A 17,524-nucleotide genomic window follows, 5' to 3' on the forward strand; every position below is an offset into this window, starting at 1 on the left:
CCGATCGACCCGGTGCCTATCCGCGCTCGATTATTGCCGGTCGCCCCCAAGAGGGGATCGGAGGAAAGGACTTACCTTGATAGGCGGGGACAACCGGCTCTACACAGCCAAGCGATTGATTTCTACTCGCGTGAAGCGGGCTTTACCCGAGCGTGCGCTTCTCGCCATGATCTCGGTGCGTTACAGAATGACACTTCGCTCGGAGTTTCGTACGGATCGATTGCGTTATGGCCGCCACTGCCTACCCGGCGAGACCAGCGGCTCGCGCGTGGAACCCAGGAACCTCGAGGCTCAATTGATCAAGGATTACCACCGGATCGAGAAGGGCCTGGCGCTACCGGAACCAAAGCGCCCGTTCGGGGTAGCGGTGACCAATCGCCTCGAAGGCAACGTGCGGGTGGGGAGGGAGGCAGGAACAGCCGATTTGGTTCTGACTTCGGCTGAAACTGCGCAGGAGGCGCTGCATCACTGGAACGTGCATGGCCATATCTCCGATGACGTCGCGCCGGTCGTGAAAGCAGGCGACCGCGGGATAAGTAACGCTGATCGCTTCTTTCGCTCGAGGCACAGTGTTCGGGACTTTGAGTCAGCAGAGGTACCCGACGACGTGTTGTTCAACGCGGTGGCTCTGGCTTTGCAATCTCCTTCGGTGTGCAATCGGCAAGCTTGGCTGATTCGTTTCTACCGGGATGGCGATGTTTCACGAGTGCTTCGTCATCAGAATGGGAACCGCGGTTTCTCGCACGTCGTGCCGGTCGTTGGTCTGATCACAGTGGACACCCGTTTGTTCTCGGCCCCAGGTGAACGCAATCAACCTTGGATCGAGGGCGGCATCTTCTCGATGTCCTTGGTCTGGGCGCTGCACGCACTTGGCTTGGACTCGTGCATGCTCAATATGAGTGTGCCTAATCGTCAATCAGACGCTCTTCGTGAGGAGTTTGGATTAGCAGACAGCGAACTGATCATAATGATGATCGCAATCGGCTATGCCCGTCCGGGCTACCGTGTCGCACGGTCGCCGCGACGACAGCTCGAGGAGGTAGTTGTCAGGATCTAGTTGAACGGGAGACGGACGGCTAACTGTAGCCGGAACATGTTGCGCCACTTCTACATTCAAAGCGTGAACCGAAGTTCCGCGCCGGTATCGCGGGCTGCCTAAGGAGTCTGGTTTGCACGTTCTTTTCGTCTGCACTGGAAACATCTGTCGATCTCCGATGGCAGAGCGGCTCGCCGCCGCAGCCGGCGCACAGCTTGAGCTGTCGGGCCTGCAGGTGTCTAGCGCAGGCACGCGCGCAGTCATTTCGCATCCAATCCATGAGCATGCCGCGCAGGTATTGAACAGACTCGGAGGCGATACGGCCGATTTTGCGGCCCGTCAACTCACCCCGAAGATCGCGTCAAATGCGGATCTTGTGCTCACCATGACCCGGTTCCACCGGGACCGGGTCCTCGAACTTGCTCCGCGTCAATTGCGCAGAACGTTCACGCTTACCGAGGCCGCGCAGCTTGTTTCAATCTTCAACCCACACGCAGTGGCGGATCTGGCAGATCTCCGTCCGCAGTTGGTGGCTGAGCAAGCGCCGGATGTTCAAGACCCGATTGGACAGAGCCCGGAAGTCTTCGCGAAAGTCGGTCAGCAAATCGCTGATTTGCTGCCGCCCATCATAAAACTCTGCCGTTCCGCCTCAATCGGGTGATAGAGCGACGACGCCACGAGCGACCAGCAAGGCAGCGCTACAGCCCGTCCCCAACGTCTCGTCGGGTCAACAGCTTCCGACCGACATTGCGTGAAGAGGGCGAACTACATCTCTGAGTACGCCCCCACGAGCGACGCGACCGCAGTGCTGAGGGAACCAGCTGGCCGTTATCAGAGCACTAAGGGCATTCGAGTAGGTCCACGGAGACGAACGCGACCCCCAACAGAAACGGGTCGACAGACGCAAATGTCTGACAGCTACGACGACGCAAGTGCCGCCTTCGCGGCACCGAACCGACAGGGCGGCCACGCGACATTCGTTCACATCGCGCAGCGGGGCACTTTGCCAATTCTCGTGCCGCGCCGTTGTGGGCGGCCGGGATGTCCCGCGTCACTCGTCGAAGTTTAGGCCTCAAAGGAATAGTCGCCCACTGGTCAACTCTGCGAACGACCCGTCCGTCACCACCCGGTCGTCAAGGTCGCCGTGATCGCCGCACCTTCAGCGGGAGAGCGGCGCGCCGCCGGCCCGCAGCGCAGAGGTGGCGCGGCTGTGAGTTCCTCGTAGCCCGTCTATCTCGGCGGCCTGCTTCTGCTGCGTGGCGGCCTCGTCGGCGTCGTCGCAACGAGCAGTAGCGCGAAGTAACGCATCGTGGCCACCTCTCCGGTAGTGAGCAGGACCTCCCAGCCCACATCTATCCCGACAAATAGGGCGAGGCAAATCCGACACAGGCGTGGTCGCGGTATGTGACCCTTTTACCCATGCGTAAGTCTGCAAACGCAAGCATCGTCATCGTCTCGCTCATCGCCACCGTCGGCCTCTGGCTCGCCTCCACCTTCGCCGCCGCGATTGCCTTCGGCGCCATCGCGCTCATCGTCCCCGGCACCGGTACGCACAACGTCACCACCGACACGCAATACCGCGACAACGCCGCCAATCGCTACATCAACCCGTCCGGCGTCCCCTGCACCTCGACCGACGGCTGCGACCTCCGAGGCGTCGACTATCCCGCCAGCTTCTGGCCCATCCCGCTGCCCGGCTGGTGCCCCGGCCTGACCTGCGACACCTGGAACAAGTCCGTGGGCGAGGGCGTCACCAACCTCGACACGCAACTCGCCGGCATCCTGGCCGACCCCACCAAAGACGACGAGGACATCATCGTCTTCGGCTACTCCCAGGGCGGCGCCGTTGTCTCCCGCGCCATGTACGACATCCCCGACGAGGACAAAGACCGCATCACCGTCGTCACCATCGGCAACATCAACAACCCCCAAGGGTTGTGGTCGCGGCTGAGCTTCCTGCGCTACATCCCGCTCCTCGACGTGTCCTTCGGGCCGCAGCTGCCGACCGACATCGGCGTCAAGAGCACCAACTACTCCTTCGAGTACGACCCCGTCGGCGACGCCCCGCAGTACTGGGGCAACCCCCTGGCGGTCCTCAACGCGCTCTTCGCATTCGACTACGTCCACGGCTACTACCTCGACCCCAACGCCAACTCACCCACCGACTCGATGCCCTACGGCTACGACGAGGCGAGCCTGGCCGCCGCCATCGCCGCCGCACCGAAGCGCGTCCACGGTGACGCCACCTTCGTGCTCATTCCCCAGCGCGGCACGCTGCCGATCCTCATGCCGCTCGTCGAACTCGGAAACGCCACCGGCACATCCGCATTCGTCGACCCCGTCGTCCGGTTCCTCCAGCCGGTGACCAAACTGCTGATCGACCTCGGCTACGACCGTCAGGCCAACCCCGGGCTCGCGCGGAACCTGTCGATCCTGCCGTTCAACCCGTTCACCTTCAATCCCATCCAGTTCTCGGTGGACTTCGTCGAAGCCATCGCCCAAGGGATCGAAGACGCCGTCCACGGCGGCGGCATGGTCGCCGTTCCGGTCCCGACGCCGGACCAGTCCGAGTCCGACGACGTGCTGGCCGCGGGCACGGCACTGGGCCGCCTCGCCGCCGACGACCAGGCCGAGGCGCCTGCCGCCGTGATCGAGCCCGTCGCCGATGACGGCGCCGCGTTGGTCGAAGAAACCCCCACACCGCAGCTCGCCGATACCGCCGCCGTCGACGAGCAGGAACCGGTCGAAGGCCCGAAAGAAGACCAGCTCGAGGAAGAGAGTTCGCCGCAAGAGGACCTCGAGGAGGCGGAACTCGAGCAGGACGTCGACGAGGACGACGAGGTCTCGGACGAGGAGACCGACGAGGCCGAGACCGAGAGCGCCGAACCGGAGACCGTCTCCGCACCCGCCGAAGAGCAGGCGGCCGCCTGACCGTCCCTGATTGGCGGCGGCGGTTTTCCGGGTATTCACCAGAACGCACCGAATCGGTCGGCGACGAGCAAGCGGTCGTTTACCGTAGCCGTAGGGGAGTTTCTGGAGGGGATGACGATGAAATACCGCATTGCTGCAGGCACCGTCGCGTTCGCGACGACGCTGGCGCTCACCGCACCGCCGGCCATGGCGCAACCGACCCGCTGGACGATGCCGGACCTGCGCGGCATGAATCTCGCCGCAGCGCAGGAGGCCTACACCGCGGCGACCGACGGCGCGGGCCCGGAGCTCGAGTACAGCAACGAGTCCGGCCCCAGCGAGGTCATCAACCTGACCAACTGGACCGTCTGCTGGCAGTCGCCGCGAGCGGGCCAGACGTTCACCGCGAAATCCTGGGCCGGGGTGGGTGTCAACCGCCCCAACAAGTGCTGACCACCTGATCCGACGACGTCGACCGGCCAGGGGAGTGCGCGGCCGCACCGCCGACGGCAACCCTTGAACTCGAAAAAACTTCGCCATTCGCCTGGCGTCGGACGGCGATGAACCGCATGCTGGTTACCGCAGGGGTGCAGCCAGAGGTCGCGGTAACGAGAGCGAACACAGCGGGGGCTAGGTGTCGGTCGATGAAGCGTGCAATTCGAGTATCTCGATCGTCATCGTGGACGGCCAGGACGTCGTTCACGCCGGCATCGCCTCCTGGCTCGCTGGGTCGCGACCACCCATCAAGATAGTCGGAAACTACTCCGCGCCAAAGGCTTTCATCAAAGAGCATCCGAAAGCCTCGCCCACCGTCGACGTTGTCCTGAGCGCACTCCAGTTCGGCGCCGGTGCACCCGACTTCGACGCCATCCGTCAGATGAGCCGGGTCGGCCACTGCGTCATCGTCTACTCCTACCTCGCCACCGACGAAGCGATCCTCCGGTGCCTCGACGCCGGCGCCATCTCGTTCGTCGTCAAATACGAAGACGGCATGCACCTCTGCCAAGCGATCTACAGCGCGCGCTCGAACCAACCGCACATCCCACCCCGCATGGCCGAAGCACTCCTCCGCGACAAAACGGTCGGCCGTCCACGCCTCAGCCAGCGTGAGATCGAGGTGCTCCAACAATGGTGTCGCACCGAGAACAAGGAAGAAGTCGCGCGCCGGCTCTTCATCGAGTCGGCGACCGTGCGCACGCACCTGCAACGCATCCGCTCCAAATATGCCGCCGCCGGCCGGCCGGCCTCCACCAAGGCGGCCCTCGTTGTCCGGGCCATCCAGGACGGCTTCCTCAGCACCGACGAGATCTGAGCTTTCCGCCTCGGACTGTTTGCGCTGACGCCACGGTCACGGTCGCCGGGCGGTGCCTTCGTGCCGCCGGTCGTTGCACCCCCAAGTTCTTGGTCGTCGACGGCTGCCCGATACCCGGTTGTGATCATGTTCGCCCTATACGTTGCTGAAACAGTGTCAGTACGTGCGTAAGGCGTCAGAACCAACGCTGTAGTACATCTGTGGCTACTTAGTGGCGCTGAACGCATGCGATGCGCTGTCCGCAAAGCCCCTGTATAACGCCCAGTAGCGGCTGGGTTTGTACGCCAAACGGCTTAAAAGTTGACTTAGGGGAAAATTTTTGACGAGCACGTCACCAAACTTGTATTACAGTCCTAACTGATTCGCTGAAACTGCGCTTGCGGTGCACATTCGAGAGATTGCGCCGACGAGCACTGACCAGGGGGAGTTCCACGTGTCGAGTCCGATCGCGTCCTGCCTGCCTCGCCCCGCCGAGGAGCCGCCGCGTTTCCCGAAACTGTTGGGATGCGCGAGCCCGCACAGGCCGCCGGCCGACACCGGGCTCTCCGCCGAAAACGTTGCCTGCCTCATCGCGGGCGTCCCGGTCCACGACGAGGTCTGCGCGCAGTACATCCGGTCGAGCCCGAGCCCCACCGGAGCCGTTGACCCGTACGGGGTCGTCCACGGGCTCAGCGGCGCCGCGCCGGTGTGGATCGTCGGTGGGGAGGAGCAGAAGTGACCGCGGAGCTCTACGTCCCGCTGCACGACATCGCCCCGATCGCCGAAGGGCTACCGCTGGACGGCCGGCGCGTCGCGGTGATCGGCATGGGCTACGTCGGACTGCCCACCGCGCTCTCCCTGGCCGACCGCGGCGCTGCGATCGTCGGATGCGACATCAGCGAGGTGCGGCTGGCCGACATCAAGTCCGGCCGCGTCGACATGCTCCCTCGCGAGCACGCGCGACTGAGCCGGCACCTGATCAACGAGTCGCTCGAGCTGACCACCGAGCCGTCGGCGGTCGCGGGGGCCGACGCCGTGATCATCTGCGTCCCAACGCCGGTCGATTCGCACCAGACCCCCGACCTCACCGCTCTGACCACCGCCTGCGCCAGTGTCGTCGAACACGCGGTTCGTGGGCAGACCATCGTGCTGACGTCCACCACCTACGCCGGATGCACCCGTGACCTGCTGATCAAGCCGCTCACAGCCCGAGGGTTCGAAGTCGGCACCGACGTGTACGTGGCCTTCAGCCCGGAACGCATCGACCCGGGTGTCGAGGCGCACGCGCCCGAGGCGACGCCGCGGGTGGTCGGCGGATCCACCCCGGAGTGCGCCGACCGGGCCGTCGACATCCTGCAGCACACCTCCAGCGGGATCCACCGGGTCTCATCGCCGGAGACCGCGGAGATGACGAAGCTGCTGGAGAACACGTTCCGGGCCGTCAACATCGCGCTCGCCAACGAGATCTCCGATGCGGCAAGGGAGCTCAAGGTCGACATCGTCGAGGTCATCGACGCGGCGGCGACCAAACCCTACGGGTTCATGCCGTTCTGGCCCGGCGCCGGTGTCGGCGGCCACTGCATCCCCTGCGATCCGCACTACCTCCTGTGGCAGTTGCGTGCCCGCCGGGCCACCGCACCGCTCATCGAAGCGGCCATGAAGGGAATCGCCACGCGCCCACGCCAGGTGGCGGCCCTGGCCCGGCAGACGCTCGGCGACAGCGGACGTAAGACTGCGGGAGCCAACGTCCTGGTGGTGGGGGTGACCTACAAGCCGGGCGTCGCCGACCTTCGCGAATCTCCCGCGCTGGAGATCATCGACGACCTCCGGGAGGCCGGCGCCGAGGTGGCGTTCTGGGACCCCTACATCGAGGTCATCCAGACCGCGGACGGTTGCCTGCCGCGGGTGGACCGGCCGGCCGAGCGGCAGTGGGACCTGGTGATCGTCCACACGAACCATCCGACCGAGGACCACGACTGGCTGGCGAGCCAGGAACACGTGCTGGACATGACGTTTCGCACCCAACCCGCGCTGAAGGCGGGGAAGTGACGACGCTCGACGAACCGCCCCGGCTTCTCGAACGGGACGGTGGCCCCGACGCGGGTACGCCCGCCGGTCGCCCGCTGAAGGTCACCCTGTTCGGGATCATCGCGCTGATCGTCGTCGCCGTCGTCCTCTTCAAGATCGCGAGCGTCGACAACCTGCGCCGCGAACCCGTCTGGGCGGTGTACAGCCTCGTCGTGACGGCGTTCATCTTCTCCCGGTTCGGCTTGGCGTGGCTGTACCGACCCCCGCGCGTCGACGGCGACACCGACTACCTGCCGGACGTCGCGATCATCATCCCCGCCTACAACGAGCCCGACATCGCCCGCACGCTGGCGGCATGCCTGGACGCCGACTATCCCGGCCGGCTGCGGGTGGTCGTCGTGGACGACAAGTCCACCGACGACACCCTGCGCCGGATCGAGGCCGTCGCCGCGTCGCGACCGGAACTGACGGTGATCGCCTCAGAGGTCAACCGAGGCAAACGGCATGCGATGGCGACCGGGATGAAGGCCGCCGACGACGCCGAGGTCTTCGTGTTCATCGACTCGGACTCACAGGTGACACCTGACGCGGTCCGGACCATCGTGCGCTACTTCGCCAACCCCGAAGTCGGTGCGGTGGCGGGGCATACCGACGTCGCCAACAGCGGGACCAACCTGCTGACGCGGATGCAGACGATCCAGTACTACGTCGCGTTCCGCATCCACAAGTCGGCCGAGGCGCTGTTCGGTTCGGTCACCTGCTGCTCCGGCTGCTTCTCGGCGTACCGGCGTGACGCCGTCGCCCCCGTCGCCGACGCGTGGCTCCACCAGACCTTCCTGGGGCAGCCGAGCACCTTCGGGGACGACCGCAGCCTGACCAACTTCCTGCTGCCGAACTGGCGGGTGCTCTACGCTCCGGACGCTCAGGCCTACACCAACGTTCCCGAGCATCTGCGCCAGTTCCTGCGCCAGCAGCTGCGCTGGAAGAAGAGCTGGCTGCGCGAATCCATGCGTGCCGCACGGGCAGTGATGCGCAAGAACCCGGTGATGGTCGTGATGTTCTCCCTGAGCATCATCCTGCCGCTGATGGCGCCGCAGGTCGTGTTCCGCGCCATGGTGGTCCAACCGCACTTCATCAACGAGCTGCCCTTCTGGTACTTCGGCGGCGTCGCGACGATCGCGTTGATCTACGGGCTCTACTACCGGATGCACCGGCCCGGCAAGCGGTGGTACCTCGGCATCTTCTTCACCATGTTCTACACCGTCGTCCTGGTCCTGCAGCTGCCGTACGCCATGGCCACCATCCGCGACTCGAAATGGGGAACACGGTGAGCACGAACATGTTTCGGGTCCGCCGCATGGGAGCGTTTCTCAAGTCGGTGGTGATCACCGTCGTGGCGTTCTCGGCGGTCGCCGCGTACCTCGTCGTCCCTGCGGTGGGGCAGTGGACGCGGGCAGAAGCCCGCGCCAACATCAACCCGGAGGTCTACGACCAGGTCGAGACACCGCCCCAGGACGTCGACGACCGACTGGTCGAGAAACTGCGCAACGCGACGACCGGCCGCCAGTCCGCGCCCCTGGTCATCACCTACCACGACATCGGTGATCGAGACTCCCGGTACACGCTCACCCCGCAGGCGTTCGAAGCGCAGATGCAGACGCTGCACCGTGCCGGTTGGCGCACCATCGGATCCGACGACCTGGTGCGCTGGCTACACGGAGAACCGGTTCCGCCGCACAGCGTTCTGATCACGTTCGACGACGGAGCGAAAGGGGTGTGGAAGTACGCCGACCCGATCCTGCGGCGTTACGGCTTCAACGCCGTCTCATTCGTCGTCACGGGATTCGTCGGCACCAGGGCGCCCTATTACATGACGTGGCAGGAGCTCACTCGGCTCCACGAGAGCGGCCGTTGGGAACTGCAGGCACACACCCACCTCGGCCACGTTCACATCCCCACCGACGCCGAGGGAGGGGAAGGCCCCTTCCTCACCAAGCTCCGGTACCTCACCGACAAGCGGCGTGTGGAGACATCCGACGAGTACGCGCACCGCGTCGTGAGCGATCTCGACGAGGGGATACGGCAGTTCGCGCTGCACGATCTGCCCGCTCCGACGTTGTTCGCCTATCCCTTCTCCGATCTCGACGACGCACCGACTGGCACCGGTGTCCTGAGGGACGCCCTCGCGGAACGCTTCGCGGCCTCGTTGAGCGACACCGCCGACAGGGAGCGCGTCACCAACACCGAGGACGTCTCGGCCGGCCTCGTCGCGCGGATGGACATCACCTCCGACGTCTCGACCGCCGACTGGGTCGACAGGCTGGTCGCGGCAAGCCCGTTGGAGCCCCGGTTCGCCAGACCGCTGGCCGATCCCGGTGGCTGGACCGACTACGGCGCACGACCGGTGCGGATCAACATCGACGGCAACGGGACCGCGCTGCTCGAACCCGCGCCGCGCGAACACCTGGGCCGGCGCTACGCGCCACAGCGGAGCTCCATGTGGGATACGTACGGCGTGTCGGTCGACGTGGGGAACTTCCGGTCGGCGACCGACGGGACGACCGCCGGTGTGATGGCGCTGTCCGGTGACGCCAAGCACGAGGTCGACGTCAGCATCGGCAGAAGCGGTTACACGATCAACGTGGGACGGGAGCCTCGGTTCTTCACGAAGAGAGGCAAACTCGCCGACACGTCCTCACATCACGTCGACATCGACGTCTCGCCGAATCAGGTGATCGTCAGAATCGACGGCGCGCTCGCCGCGGAGGTGCCCCTGCCCGCTGCGCCGCCGAGGCAGAAGGGCGGCGGTGTGGGGCTCCACGTCACCCGTGCGTTCGACTCGAGCCCCGCGGCGCTGTTCGCGAACCTGACCGTGCGCTAAACCGGCGCCACGATCACGCTGCCGAACCGCAGTTCGGCATTGTCTCCGCGCACACCCACACCACCTTCGGTGATGACCGGGCAGCCGACGCCCGTGTCGACGGCTCGCACCGAGCGACCGTCGCGGGTGGCGTCGATTTCGACACTGCCGTCGGACCGGTCGCGCACGGTCACCACGATCCGTTGCCATTCGCCCAGCGGGATGGGGGCATCGCGCACCGGTTCGCTGAGGTCGTGGTAGGTCCCGCCGTTGGTGTCGCCGCCCGGGCACTTCTTCTTGACGATCATCGTGCCGTCACGCCGGTCGACGCTGACGGCATAGAGCTGCGCCTCCGAGCTGTAGCGAACCCAGATGTGGGCCCCGTCGTAGCCCTGAGCCGGGGTGCGCTCGGTTTCCGACAACGCATCGACCCGGAGGGTGAGGGTCATGTCGACGTCGCGGAAGTCCCGCTCCCGAGAGACCATCCGGAAGACCGCCGACCCGTTCGACCCTTGCGCGCGGCCGTCGTCCGGAACACCCGACCACGCGGTGTTGTCGGCGCGAAAGAGCGTTCCGCTGGTCATCTCCCACGGTTCGCCCGCCGCGGGCGGATCGTCCGGTGCGGCGATGAGACCGTCGGGCCCGATGAACGTGTCCGCGATCGCACTCGGCGCCGACGGCTCGGACGCGCAGCCCGCGATGAGGGCCAACGCGAGCACGGTGAGGGCGCCGCGGGGGGATTTCAGCGGTCGGCGTCCTAAGCCGCGGCAGCGCCCGGCTTGAGGTAGGTGACCAGGCTGACGTCGAGCGCCTCGTCGACGAAGTAGTACTGGCAGCCGGTCAGGTACCGCATGTAGTCGTTGTAGCTCTGCTCCCCGGCGGCGGCGATCGCCTCGTCCTTGTGGTGCTCCAGGCGGGCGGCCCAGATGCCGAGGGTCTTGATGTAGTGGTTGCGCAGCGACAGCGTCTCCGGCACCACGAACCCGGCCTTCTCGCCGTGCTCGACCATCATCTGCGTGGTCGGGATGCGGCCACCCGGGAAGATCACCTCGTGGATGAACTTGGCGAACCGCGCCAGCTCGAAGGTGAGCTTCTTGCCGCGAGCCTGCAGGTCGTTGGGGTGATACCCGCAGCTGCTCTGCACCGTCATGCGGCCGTCGTCGGGCATGACGTCGAAGCACGTCTTGAAGAAGTCGTCATACCGCTCGAACCCGAAGTGCTCGAACGCCTCGATCGACACGATGCGGTCGACGGGGGAGTGGAACTGCTCCCAGCCCTCCAGCCGCACATCGAAGGTGCGCTCGCTGTTGAGCTCCGAGAGCATCTTGTTGCAGTACGCCTGCTGGTTCTTGCTCAGCGTCAGGCCGATGACGTTGACGTCGTACTTCTCCATCGCCCGCGCCAGCGTCAGCCCCCAGCCGCAGCCCACCTCGAGCAGCGTCATCCCCGGCTTGAGGTCCAGGCGGTCCAAATGCTGATCGACGTTGGCGATCTGCGCCTCGGACAGCGTCACGGTCGGCCCGGTGAAGTATGCGCAGCTGTACTTACGCGTCGGATCCTGGAAGACCCCGAAGAAATCGTCCGAGAGGTCGTAGTGGGCCTGGATGTCCTCGAAGTGAGGGATCAGATCCTTGGTGCCGGTGGCTTTGTCAGACATGGTCGCTATTCGGCCTTCCTGATGACAGGTCAAATCCAGTTCATCGAAACGTTGGTTGGACCGCACCCTACCTGCCTTCGGATGGCCTTCTGGCCACCCCGGCACGTGTCGGTGGACCCCGGCGCCAGCTGTTTGACGCCCGCGATAGTCAATGGCTTTGCTGGGTGTGCGCTACTTCACCAGCGTGAACTGGTTGACGTCGGTGTATCCCTTGCGGAACGCGTCCGCACAGCCGGTCAGGTAGTGCATGTAGCGGTCGTAGACCTCTTCGGACTGCACCGCGATGGCCTCGTCCCTGTGGGCCTGCAGCGCGTCGGCCCAATGGTCCAGCGTCTTGGCGTAGTGCGGCTGCAGCGACTGCTCACGCGTCAGCGTGAACCCGGCCTTGCCGGCGTGCTCACCCACCAGCTCGATCGTCGGCAGGTAACCACCGGGGAAGATCTCGGTGAGGATGAACTTGATGAACCGCGCCACCGAGAACGTCAGCGGGATGCCGCGCTCGATCATCTGCGGGATGGTCAGCGCCGTGATCGTGTGCAGCAGCATCACCCCGTCGTCCGGCAGCACCCGGTAGGCCATGGTGAAGAAGTCGTCCCAGCGGTCGCGGCCGAAGTGCTCGAACGCGCCGATCGAGACGATCCGATCGACGGGCTGGTCGAAATCCTCCCAGCCCTTCAGCAGCACCTGCTTGCTGCGCGGGCTGTCCGAGGCGGCGAACACGTTCTCGACATGCGCGTGCTGGTTCTTGCTCAGCGTCAGACCGATGACGTTGACGTCGTATTTCTCGACCGCGCGCATCATCGTGTAGCCCCAGCCGCAGCCGACGTCGAGCAGCGTCATACCGGGCTGCAGGCCCAGCTTGCCCAGCGCGAGGTCGACCTTGGCCCGCTGGGCCTCCTCGAGCGTCATGTCGTCGCGCTCGAAGTACGCGCAGCTGTACATCTGGCTGGGGTCGAGGAACAGCCGGAAGAAGTCGTCGGACAGGTCGTAATGGGCCTGGACGTCTTCGAAATGCGGCTTCAGTTTGCCCGTGGGGGCCATGGTGGTGCCTTTCCTGGCGGGATCGGGCCTCGCGCGCGTCGTCATTGACGGCCGCAATGGCCCACCTGCGCTCAAGTGGCGATGGTATCGGATGGATTACCACCAGCCCAATTACGAAATATTTGTCGCTGGTCAGGGCCGCTCGGCGAAGGTGGTCTTGAGTTCGCCGACGATGTCGTCCCACAGCGGCTCCGGCAACTCGTGGCCCATCCCGTCGAACAACACCAACCGCGCGTGCGGAATCGCCTTCGCGATCGCCTTCCCGCCCGACGGCCGCATGAGCTTGTCGGCTTTGCCGTGGATGACGACGGTCGGCACGGTCGTCTGCCGGTTGTACTTGCGCAGGCTGCCGCTGCCGGTGATCGCGTTGAACTGCCGGGCCACACCGACCGGGTTGAACGCCCGGTCGTAGAACGCCATGGCGTCGGCGCGCAGCGCGTCCTCCGATCGCGGATAGCCCGGGCTGCCGATGATCCGGCTGACCTTGACCGAGTTCTCGATGATGACCTCGCGCGGCGAGCTCGGCGACGGTCCGGTGATGACGGCGAGCAGGTGGCGCGGTCCGGGCGGCGGTAGGAACGCCTGATTGTTCGACGAGAAGATGACGCCGAGCGTCTTCGTGCGCTCGGCGTGCCGCGCCGCGACGATCTGCGCGATCATCCCGCCCATCGAGCCGCCGACGACGTGCGCCCGGTCGATGCCCAGGTGGTCGAGCAGCGCCGCCGCGTCGTCGGCCATGTCCTCGAGCGTGTACAGCGCGGGGCTGGGCCGGCCGAGCACCGAGCGGACCATGTTGCCGACCTGCGACCCCTTCGTGCGCTGGCCGTCAAAGTAGGTCGACAGGCCGACGTCGCGGTTGTCGTAGCGGATCACCCGCAGCCCCTGGTCGACGAGCTTGCGGCAGAAGTCCTCACGCCAGAACGTCAGCTGCGCGCCGAGGCCCATGATGAGCAGGACGGCCGGATCGCCGACGTTGCCCATGTCCTCGTAGTGGATCTCGATGTCGCCCGAGACCGCCTTGCCCTCCCGGACCTGCACGTCAGACCTCCACGTCTTCGTCTTCGCGTTCCTTGTGCTCACGGCTGATGTCGACCATGAAGTTGGCGAAGTACCCGGTCAGCTGCGGATCGCTCATCATCTGCCACTTCGGCGCCAACAACTTCATGTACCGCTCGACGTAGAGGAACTGTTTTCCGATGAGCACCAGCTCGCGGGGCAGCTTCACGTCGTAGGCGTCGGCCAGCGCCGAGAGCTGCTTGCCGATCTCGGCGTAGCTCATATCGCCCAGCGTCGACATGGTCAGCGGTGTCGCGAACCTCTCCAGGTCCTTGGCGGCCTGGGCCTCCGGTTTGACGGTGCCTACCGCGCCCATCATCACGACGATCTTGCCCGCCGCGGCGTGGTCCTTCTTCACCAGCAGCGCGTACACCAGTTCGCGCAGCAGCCACCGGGTGCGCGGGTCGATCCGGCCCATGATCCCGAAGTCGAAGAAGACGATCTTGCCGTCGGCGTCGATGTAGAGGTTGCCCGCGTGCAGGTCACCGTGGAACAGCCCGTGCCGCAGCCCGCCCTCGAACAGGCTGAACAGCAGCGCCTTGACCAGTTCGGTGCCGTCGAAGCCGGCCTTGCGGATCGCGGCGGCGTCGTCGATGCGGATGCCCGACACCCGCTCCATGGTCAGCACCCGCTCGCTGGTCAGATCCCAGTACACCTGCGGCACCCGGATGTTGCGGCCCAGCGGGCTGGCGTGCATGTGCGCCACCCACGCGTCCATCGACTGCGCCTCGAGCCGGAAGTCGAGTTCCTCGGCGAGGTTGTCGGCGAAGTCGGCGACGACGTCCTGGGCGCTGAGCCGCTGGCCGAGTTTGGCGAACTCGACGATGCGGGCGCCGCGCTTGAGGATCTGCAGGTCGGCGGCGACCCGTCGGCGGATGCCGGGCCGCTGGATCTTGACCACGACCTCTTCACCGGTGTGCAGCGTCGCGTAGTGCACCTGCGCGATGGACGCCGAGGCGAACGGCTTGTCGTCGAAGGTCTTGTAGAGGTTCTTCGGGTCGTCACCGAGTTCCTCGCGCAGCAGCTTGGCCACCTGCTCGGGGTTGGCCGGCGGCACCCGGTCGAGCAGGCTGCGGAACTCCTTGGACAGCCCCTCGCCGAACGCGCCCGGGCTGGACGCGATGATCTGCCCGAACTTGACGTAGGTGGGTCCGAGATCGGCGAACGTCTGCGGGACCTGTTTGATGATCTTCTGCGAGAGGTTGCCGCGGCCGCGGATGTTCGTGACGACACGGGCGCCGGTGCGGGTGATCTGCCACCCGGTCGCGCCGAAGCGCGCGGCCTCGACCGGCAACGGCACCCGGTCCAGGCTGGCCACCTCTCGGTGCTGGGTCTTACGCGTGGCACTCATGGGTTCCAGTGTTGCAAAATGCGCGGTGACGCGAAAAAACGTGTGCCCCGGGTCACAGTCCGTCGGTGACGACCGTTGCCGGCCGTGGCGCCGGATCATAGGCGTCCGGACGGCACCGCAGCGCGATAACTGTTCTTGCGCAGTACCGGCAGAATTCACCGGGGATTCCGGGGGAAGTGGCTGGTCGACGGGTATGGCGGAGGTGATCCGTTCCACTATCGAGAAACCAGGTGTTGAGATGACGAAGCACGCGACGGCACTCGGCGCGGCGGTCCTGTTCGCCGCAGGCACCCTCGGGATGGCGGGCCCGGCCTCAGCGGCAGAGGCGTGGGCGATGCCCGACGTCGAAGGGATGATCCTCCAGCAGGCCTGGGACGAGATCCTCTCCACGAGCGACGGCGCCCTGGTGCCCGAGACCTCCGCCGCCGACGGGACGCCCTACGAGCAGATCAACCTGACGAACTGGGTGGTGTGCGAGCAGTCGCCGTCCGAAGGCGGGGTGGTCACCGCGGACGAGCCGCCGGAACTCGAGGTCGCGCGGCCCAACCAGTGCGAGTAGGCCGGCTCAGGCGAAGCTGTGCTCGACCTCGTCGCGGCTGAGCTTCGGGTCTGATCCCAGGACGTACGTCGGCACGGTGTGCGGGACCGTGGTGCCGCCCTTGACACGTGCCTGCGCCTGCTGGAACTCCGGCGCCGGGCCGGCCGCGGCGTGCAGCCCGTTGATCACGCCCCACACCGCGGTGCGCCGGGCCGTGCGTTCGACGATGTTCGGGTCGCTGTGCTGAATCAGCTGCTTGGCCCACTTCGGCATGGTGTCGCGGATGGCCCAGTCGACGATGCTCTGCGGTATCGCGACGTTCGGCCCGGTGGCCATCGCGGTGCCGTGGGTGACCGCGAGCCTGGGCAGATAGGACTTGAGGCATTCGGCGGTGTCGGCCTTGGTGGCGGGCAGGTCGGTGCCGCCCAGCGCGTGGCCGACGCGGACGAACTCGCCGTAGTAGCGGTCGATTTCCTTGCCGCGCAATGGGTTCGGGTGGTAGAGCTCGTGCGCGGTGGCGATGCCCCAGACGACGGTGGCGTAGTTCCACCGCAACCAGTCCGGATCGTCGGCGTCGTAGCGCAGCCCGTCTGGGCGCACCCCCTTGATGGTGTGGTGCATGGACCGGACGGTGGTCGCCAGCTTCTCTGCCGTCTCCGTCGACCCGTAGGCGGTGCCGATGAAGAACGCCACCGAATGCCCGAGGCGGGCCATCGCGCCTTCGGGGTCGAGGCGTCCGGTGGCGGTGCCGCTCTCGTCGCGTTGGACCAGACGGGAGTGATGCATGCCCATCCAGAAGATGCTGGGGTCGAGGCGTTCCATGTAGGCCGCGCACTGCAGACCGAAGATCAGCGCCTCCATGTGCGAATGCACATGCCAGACCGCGCTTTTCGGCCCGAACCAGCCCGGGTCGCCGACCGGCGCCGCGAACTCCATCCCGCGGAAGTAATTGCGCCGCATGCCGCCGTAGTCGATGCGGCCGCGCAACCACTGGGTGAGGATCTCGTGCGGCATGTCCACGGTGGGCCTCCAGATGCGGTGTGGCGACGGGTGTGCCCAACCCTACCGCTTTGGCTACATCTGTGACCAGATCACGCGTCGACACGTACGCTGAACGGATGCCGACACCCACCCGCTGGGCCGGTGTGCCGTTGACCGACCGGCGCGCCGAACGCCGCGCCCTGCTGATCGGCGCGGCGCTGCGGTTGTTCGGCGAAGGCGGCGAGAGCGCGCTCGCGGTGCGCTCGGTGTGTCGCGAATGCGGGCTCAACACCCGCTACTTCTACGAGAGCTTCGCCGACACCGACGACCTGCTCGGCGCGCTGTATGACGAGGTGAGCGCCCAATTGGCCGCCGACGTCGACGCCGCCATGGCCGCGGCGGGGGAGTCGTTGCGCGCGCGCACCCGCGCCGGGGTGGCCGCGGTGCTCGGGTTCAGCTCGGCCGACCCGCGGCGCGGGCGCGTGCTGTTCACCGACGCGCGGGCCAACCCGGTGCTGGCCGCCCGCCGCACCGCCACCCAGGACCTGCTGCGCGAGGCGGTGCTGGTCGAGGGGTGGCGGCTGCATCCGGGCTCGGATCCGGTGGCCGCGCAGGTGGGCGCCGCGATGTACACCGGCGCGATGGCGGAATTGGCCCAGCAGTGGCTGGCCGGCACATTGGGCGACGACCTCGACGCCGTCGTCGACTACGCCCTGCGGTTGGTGCTCGACCGCTGAAGTCGAGCCCGCCGAACGCACGGTTGTTGTACGCATTG

The 17,524-nt window shown here is 66.1% G+C and carries 17 protein-coding genes; 11 read left to right on the plus strand and 6 right to left on the minus strand.

Features of this window, described 5'->3' with window-relative positions; all coding sequences use genetic code 11:
- Positions 1-76: 76 nt before the first annotated feature.
- From AU196_RS25275 to AU196_RS18380, 9 genes are all read left to right on the plus strand, one after another.
- A complete protein-coding gene (locus tag AU196_RS25275; RefSeq protein ID WP_197415835.1) occupies positions 77-1,057 on the plus strand; it encodes a nitroreductase family protein in 981 nt (326 codons plus the stop codon).
- Positions 1,058-1,169: 112 nt separating this feature from the next.
- A complete protein-coding gene (locus AU196_RS18345; protein ID WP_082695777.1) occupies positions 1,170-1,697 on the plus strand; it encodes an arsenate reductase/protein-tyrosine-phosphatase family protein in 528 nt (175 codons plus the stop codon).
- A 758-nt stretch (positions 1,698-2,455) separates the two neighbouring features.
- Positions 2,456-3,967 (plus strand): PE-PPE domain-containing protein, encoded by a 1,512-nt coding sequence (locus tag AU196_RS18350; RefSeq protein ID WP_059096493.1) that lies wholly within the window; start codon positions 2,456-2,458, stop codon positions 3,965-3,967.
- A gap of 117 nt (positions 3,968-4,084) precedes the next feature.
- A complete protein-coding gene (locus tag AU196_RS18355) occupies positions 4,085-4,399 on the plus strand; it encodes a hypothetical protein (protein WP_059096650.1) in 315 nt (104 codons plus the stop codon).
- A gap of 181 nt (positions 4,400-4,580) precedes the next feature.
- Positions 4,581-5,258, plus strand: coding sequence for a response regulator transcription factor (locus AU196_RS18360; RefSeq protein WP_059096494.1), 678 nt, complete (start codon positions 4,581-4,583; stop codon positions 5,256-5,258).
- A gap of 433 nt (positions 5,259-5,691) precedes the next feature.
- Positions 5,692-5,976, plus strand: coding sequence for a hypothetical protein (locus tag AU196_RS18365; protein ID WP_157546477.1), 285 nt, complete (start codon positions 5,692-5,694; stop codon positions 5,974-5,976).
- The gene (locus tag AU196_RS18370; RefSeq protein ID WP_059096496.1) at positions 5,973-7,286 is read left to right on the plus strand and encodes a nucleotide sugar dehydrogenase; all 1,314 of its coding nucleotides are present in this window, start codon (positions 5,973-5,975) and stop codon (positions 7,284-7,286) included. Before AU196_RS18365 ends, AU196_RS18370 begins: the two co-directional genes overlap by 4 nt.
- The gene (locus tag AU196_RS18375; RefSeq protein ID WP_082695778.1) at positions 7,283-8,596 is read left to right on the plus strand and encodes a glycosyltransferase family 2 protein; all 1,314 of its coding nucleotides are present in this window, start codon (positions 7,283-7,285) and stop codon (positions 8,594-8,596) included. Before AU196_RS18370 ends, AU196_RS18375 begins: the two co-directional genes overlap by 4 nt.
- A 26-nt stretch (positions 8,597-8,622) precedes the next feature.
- The gene (locus tag AU196_RS18380; RefSeq protein ID WP_231737639.1) at positions 8,623-10,146 is read left to right on the plus strand and encodes a polysaccharide deacetylase family protein; all 1,524 of its coding nucleotides are present in this window, start codon (positions 8,623-8,625) and stop codon (positions 10,144-10,146) included.
- On the opposite strand, the gene AU196_RS18385 is transcribed toward AU196_RS18380, so the two are convergent.
- The 5 genes from AU196_RS18385 to AU196_RS18405 form a co-directional block, all read right to left on the minus strand.
- Complete coding sequence (locus AU196_RS18385; RefSeq protein WP_231737640.1) at positions 10,143-10,844, minus strand: hypothetical protein; 702 nt, start codon at positions 10,842-10,844, stop codon at positions 10,143-10,145. The genes AU196_RS18380 and AU196_RS18385 overlap by 4 nt on opposite strands.
- A gap of 38 nt (positions 10,845-10,882) precedes the next feature.
- Positions 10,883-11,782, minus strand: coding sequence for a cyclopropane mycolic acid synthase family methyltransferase (locus AU196_RS18390; RefSeq protein WP_059096498.1), 900 nt, complete (start codon positions 11,780-11,782; stop codon positions 10,883-10,885).
- Between the two features lie 171 nt (positions 11,783-11,953).
- The gene (locus AU196_RS18395; RefSeq protein WP_059096499.1) at positions 11,954-12,823 is read right to left on the minus strand and encodes a cyclopropane mycolic acid synthase family methyltransferase; all 870 of its coding nucleotides are present in this window, start codon (positions 12,821-12,823) and stop codon (positions 11,954-11,956) included.
- A gap of 132 nt (positions 12,824-12,955) precedes the next feature.
- The gene (locus AU196_RS18400; protein ID WP_059096500.1) at positions 12,956-13,861 is read right to left on the minus strand and encodes an alpha/beta fold hydrolase; all 906 of its coding nucleotides are present in this window, start codon (positions 13,859-13,861) and stop codon (positions 12,956-12,958) included.
- 1 nt (position 13,862) lies between these two features.
- Positions 13,863-15,230, minus strand: a complete 1,368-nt coding sequence (locus AU196_RS18405) for an ABC1 kinase family protein (protein ID WP_059096501.1) — start codon at positions 15,228-15,230, stop codon at positions 13,863-13,865.
- 238 nt (positions 15,231-15,468) lie between these two features.
- On the opposite strand from AU196_RS18405, the gene AU196_RS18410 reads away from it, so the two are divergent.
- Positions 15,469-15,789, plus strand: a complete 321-nt coding sequence (locus AU196_RS18410; RefSeq protein ID WP_059096653.1) for a hypothetical protein — start codon at positions 15,469-15,471, stop codon at positions 15,787-15,789.
- Between the two features lie 6 nt (positions 15,790-15,795).
- On the opposite strand, the gene AU196_RS18415 is transcribed toward AU196_RS18410, so the two are convergent.
- On the minus strand, positions 15,796-16,788 hold the full coding sequence (locus AU196_RS18415) for an oxygenase MpaB family protein (RefSeq protein ID WP_059096502.1): 993 nt from the start codon (positions 16,786-16,788) through the stop codon (positions 15,796-15,798).
- Positions 16,789-16,886: 98 nt separating this feature from the next.
- Here AU196_RS18415 and AU196_RS18420 point away from each other — a divergent pair, with 98 nt between their 5' ends.
- Positions 16,887-17,486: a TetR/AcrR family transcriptional regulator gene (locus AU196_RS18420; RefSeq protein ID WP_059096503.1), complete on the plus strand. Its 600-nt coding sequence runs from the start codon at positions 16,887-16,889 to the stop codon at positions 17,484-17,486.
- Positions 17,487-17,524: the final 38 nt, after the last annotated feature.

The organism is Mycobacterium sp. IS-1742, assembly GCF_001500125.1.
GTDB lineage: Bacteria > Actinomycetota > Actinomycetes > Mycobacteriales > Mycobacteriaceae > Mycobacterium.

Coding starts and splice junctions, on each gene's coding strand:
- AU196_RS18350 (WP_059096493.1), top strand. CDS start 2,456: ATGCGTAAGTCTGCAAACGCAAGCATCGTCATCGTCTCGCTCATCGCC.
- AU196_RS18355 (WP_059096650.1), top strand. CDS start 4,085: ATGAAATACCGCATTGCTGCAGGCACCGTCGCGTTCGCGACGACGCTG.
- AU196_RS18380 (WP_231737639.1), top strand. CDS start 8,623: ATGGGAGCGTTTCTCAAGTCGGTGGTGATCACCGTCGTGGCGTTCTCG.
- AU196_RS18390 (WP_059096498.1), bottom strand. CDS start 11,782: ATGTCTGACAAAGCCACCGGCACCAAGGATCTGATCCCTCACTTCGAG.
- AU196_RS18395 (WP_059096499.1), bottom strand. CDS start 12,823: ATGGCCCCCACGGGCAAACTGAAGCCGCATTTCGAAGACGTCCAGGCC.
- AU196_RS18405 (WP_059096501.1), bottom strand. CDS start 15,230: ATGAGTGCCACGCGTAAGACCCAGCACCGAGAGGTGGCCAGCCTGGAC.
- AU196_RS18410 (WP_059096653.1), top strand. CDS start 15,469: ATGACGAAGCACGCGACGGCACTCGGCGCGGCGGTCCTGTTCGCCGCA.
- AU196_RS18420 (WP_059096503.1), top strand. CDS start 16,887: ATGCCGACACCCACCCGCTGGGCCGGTGTGCCGTTGACCGACCGGCGC.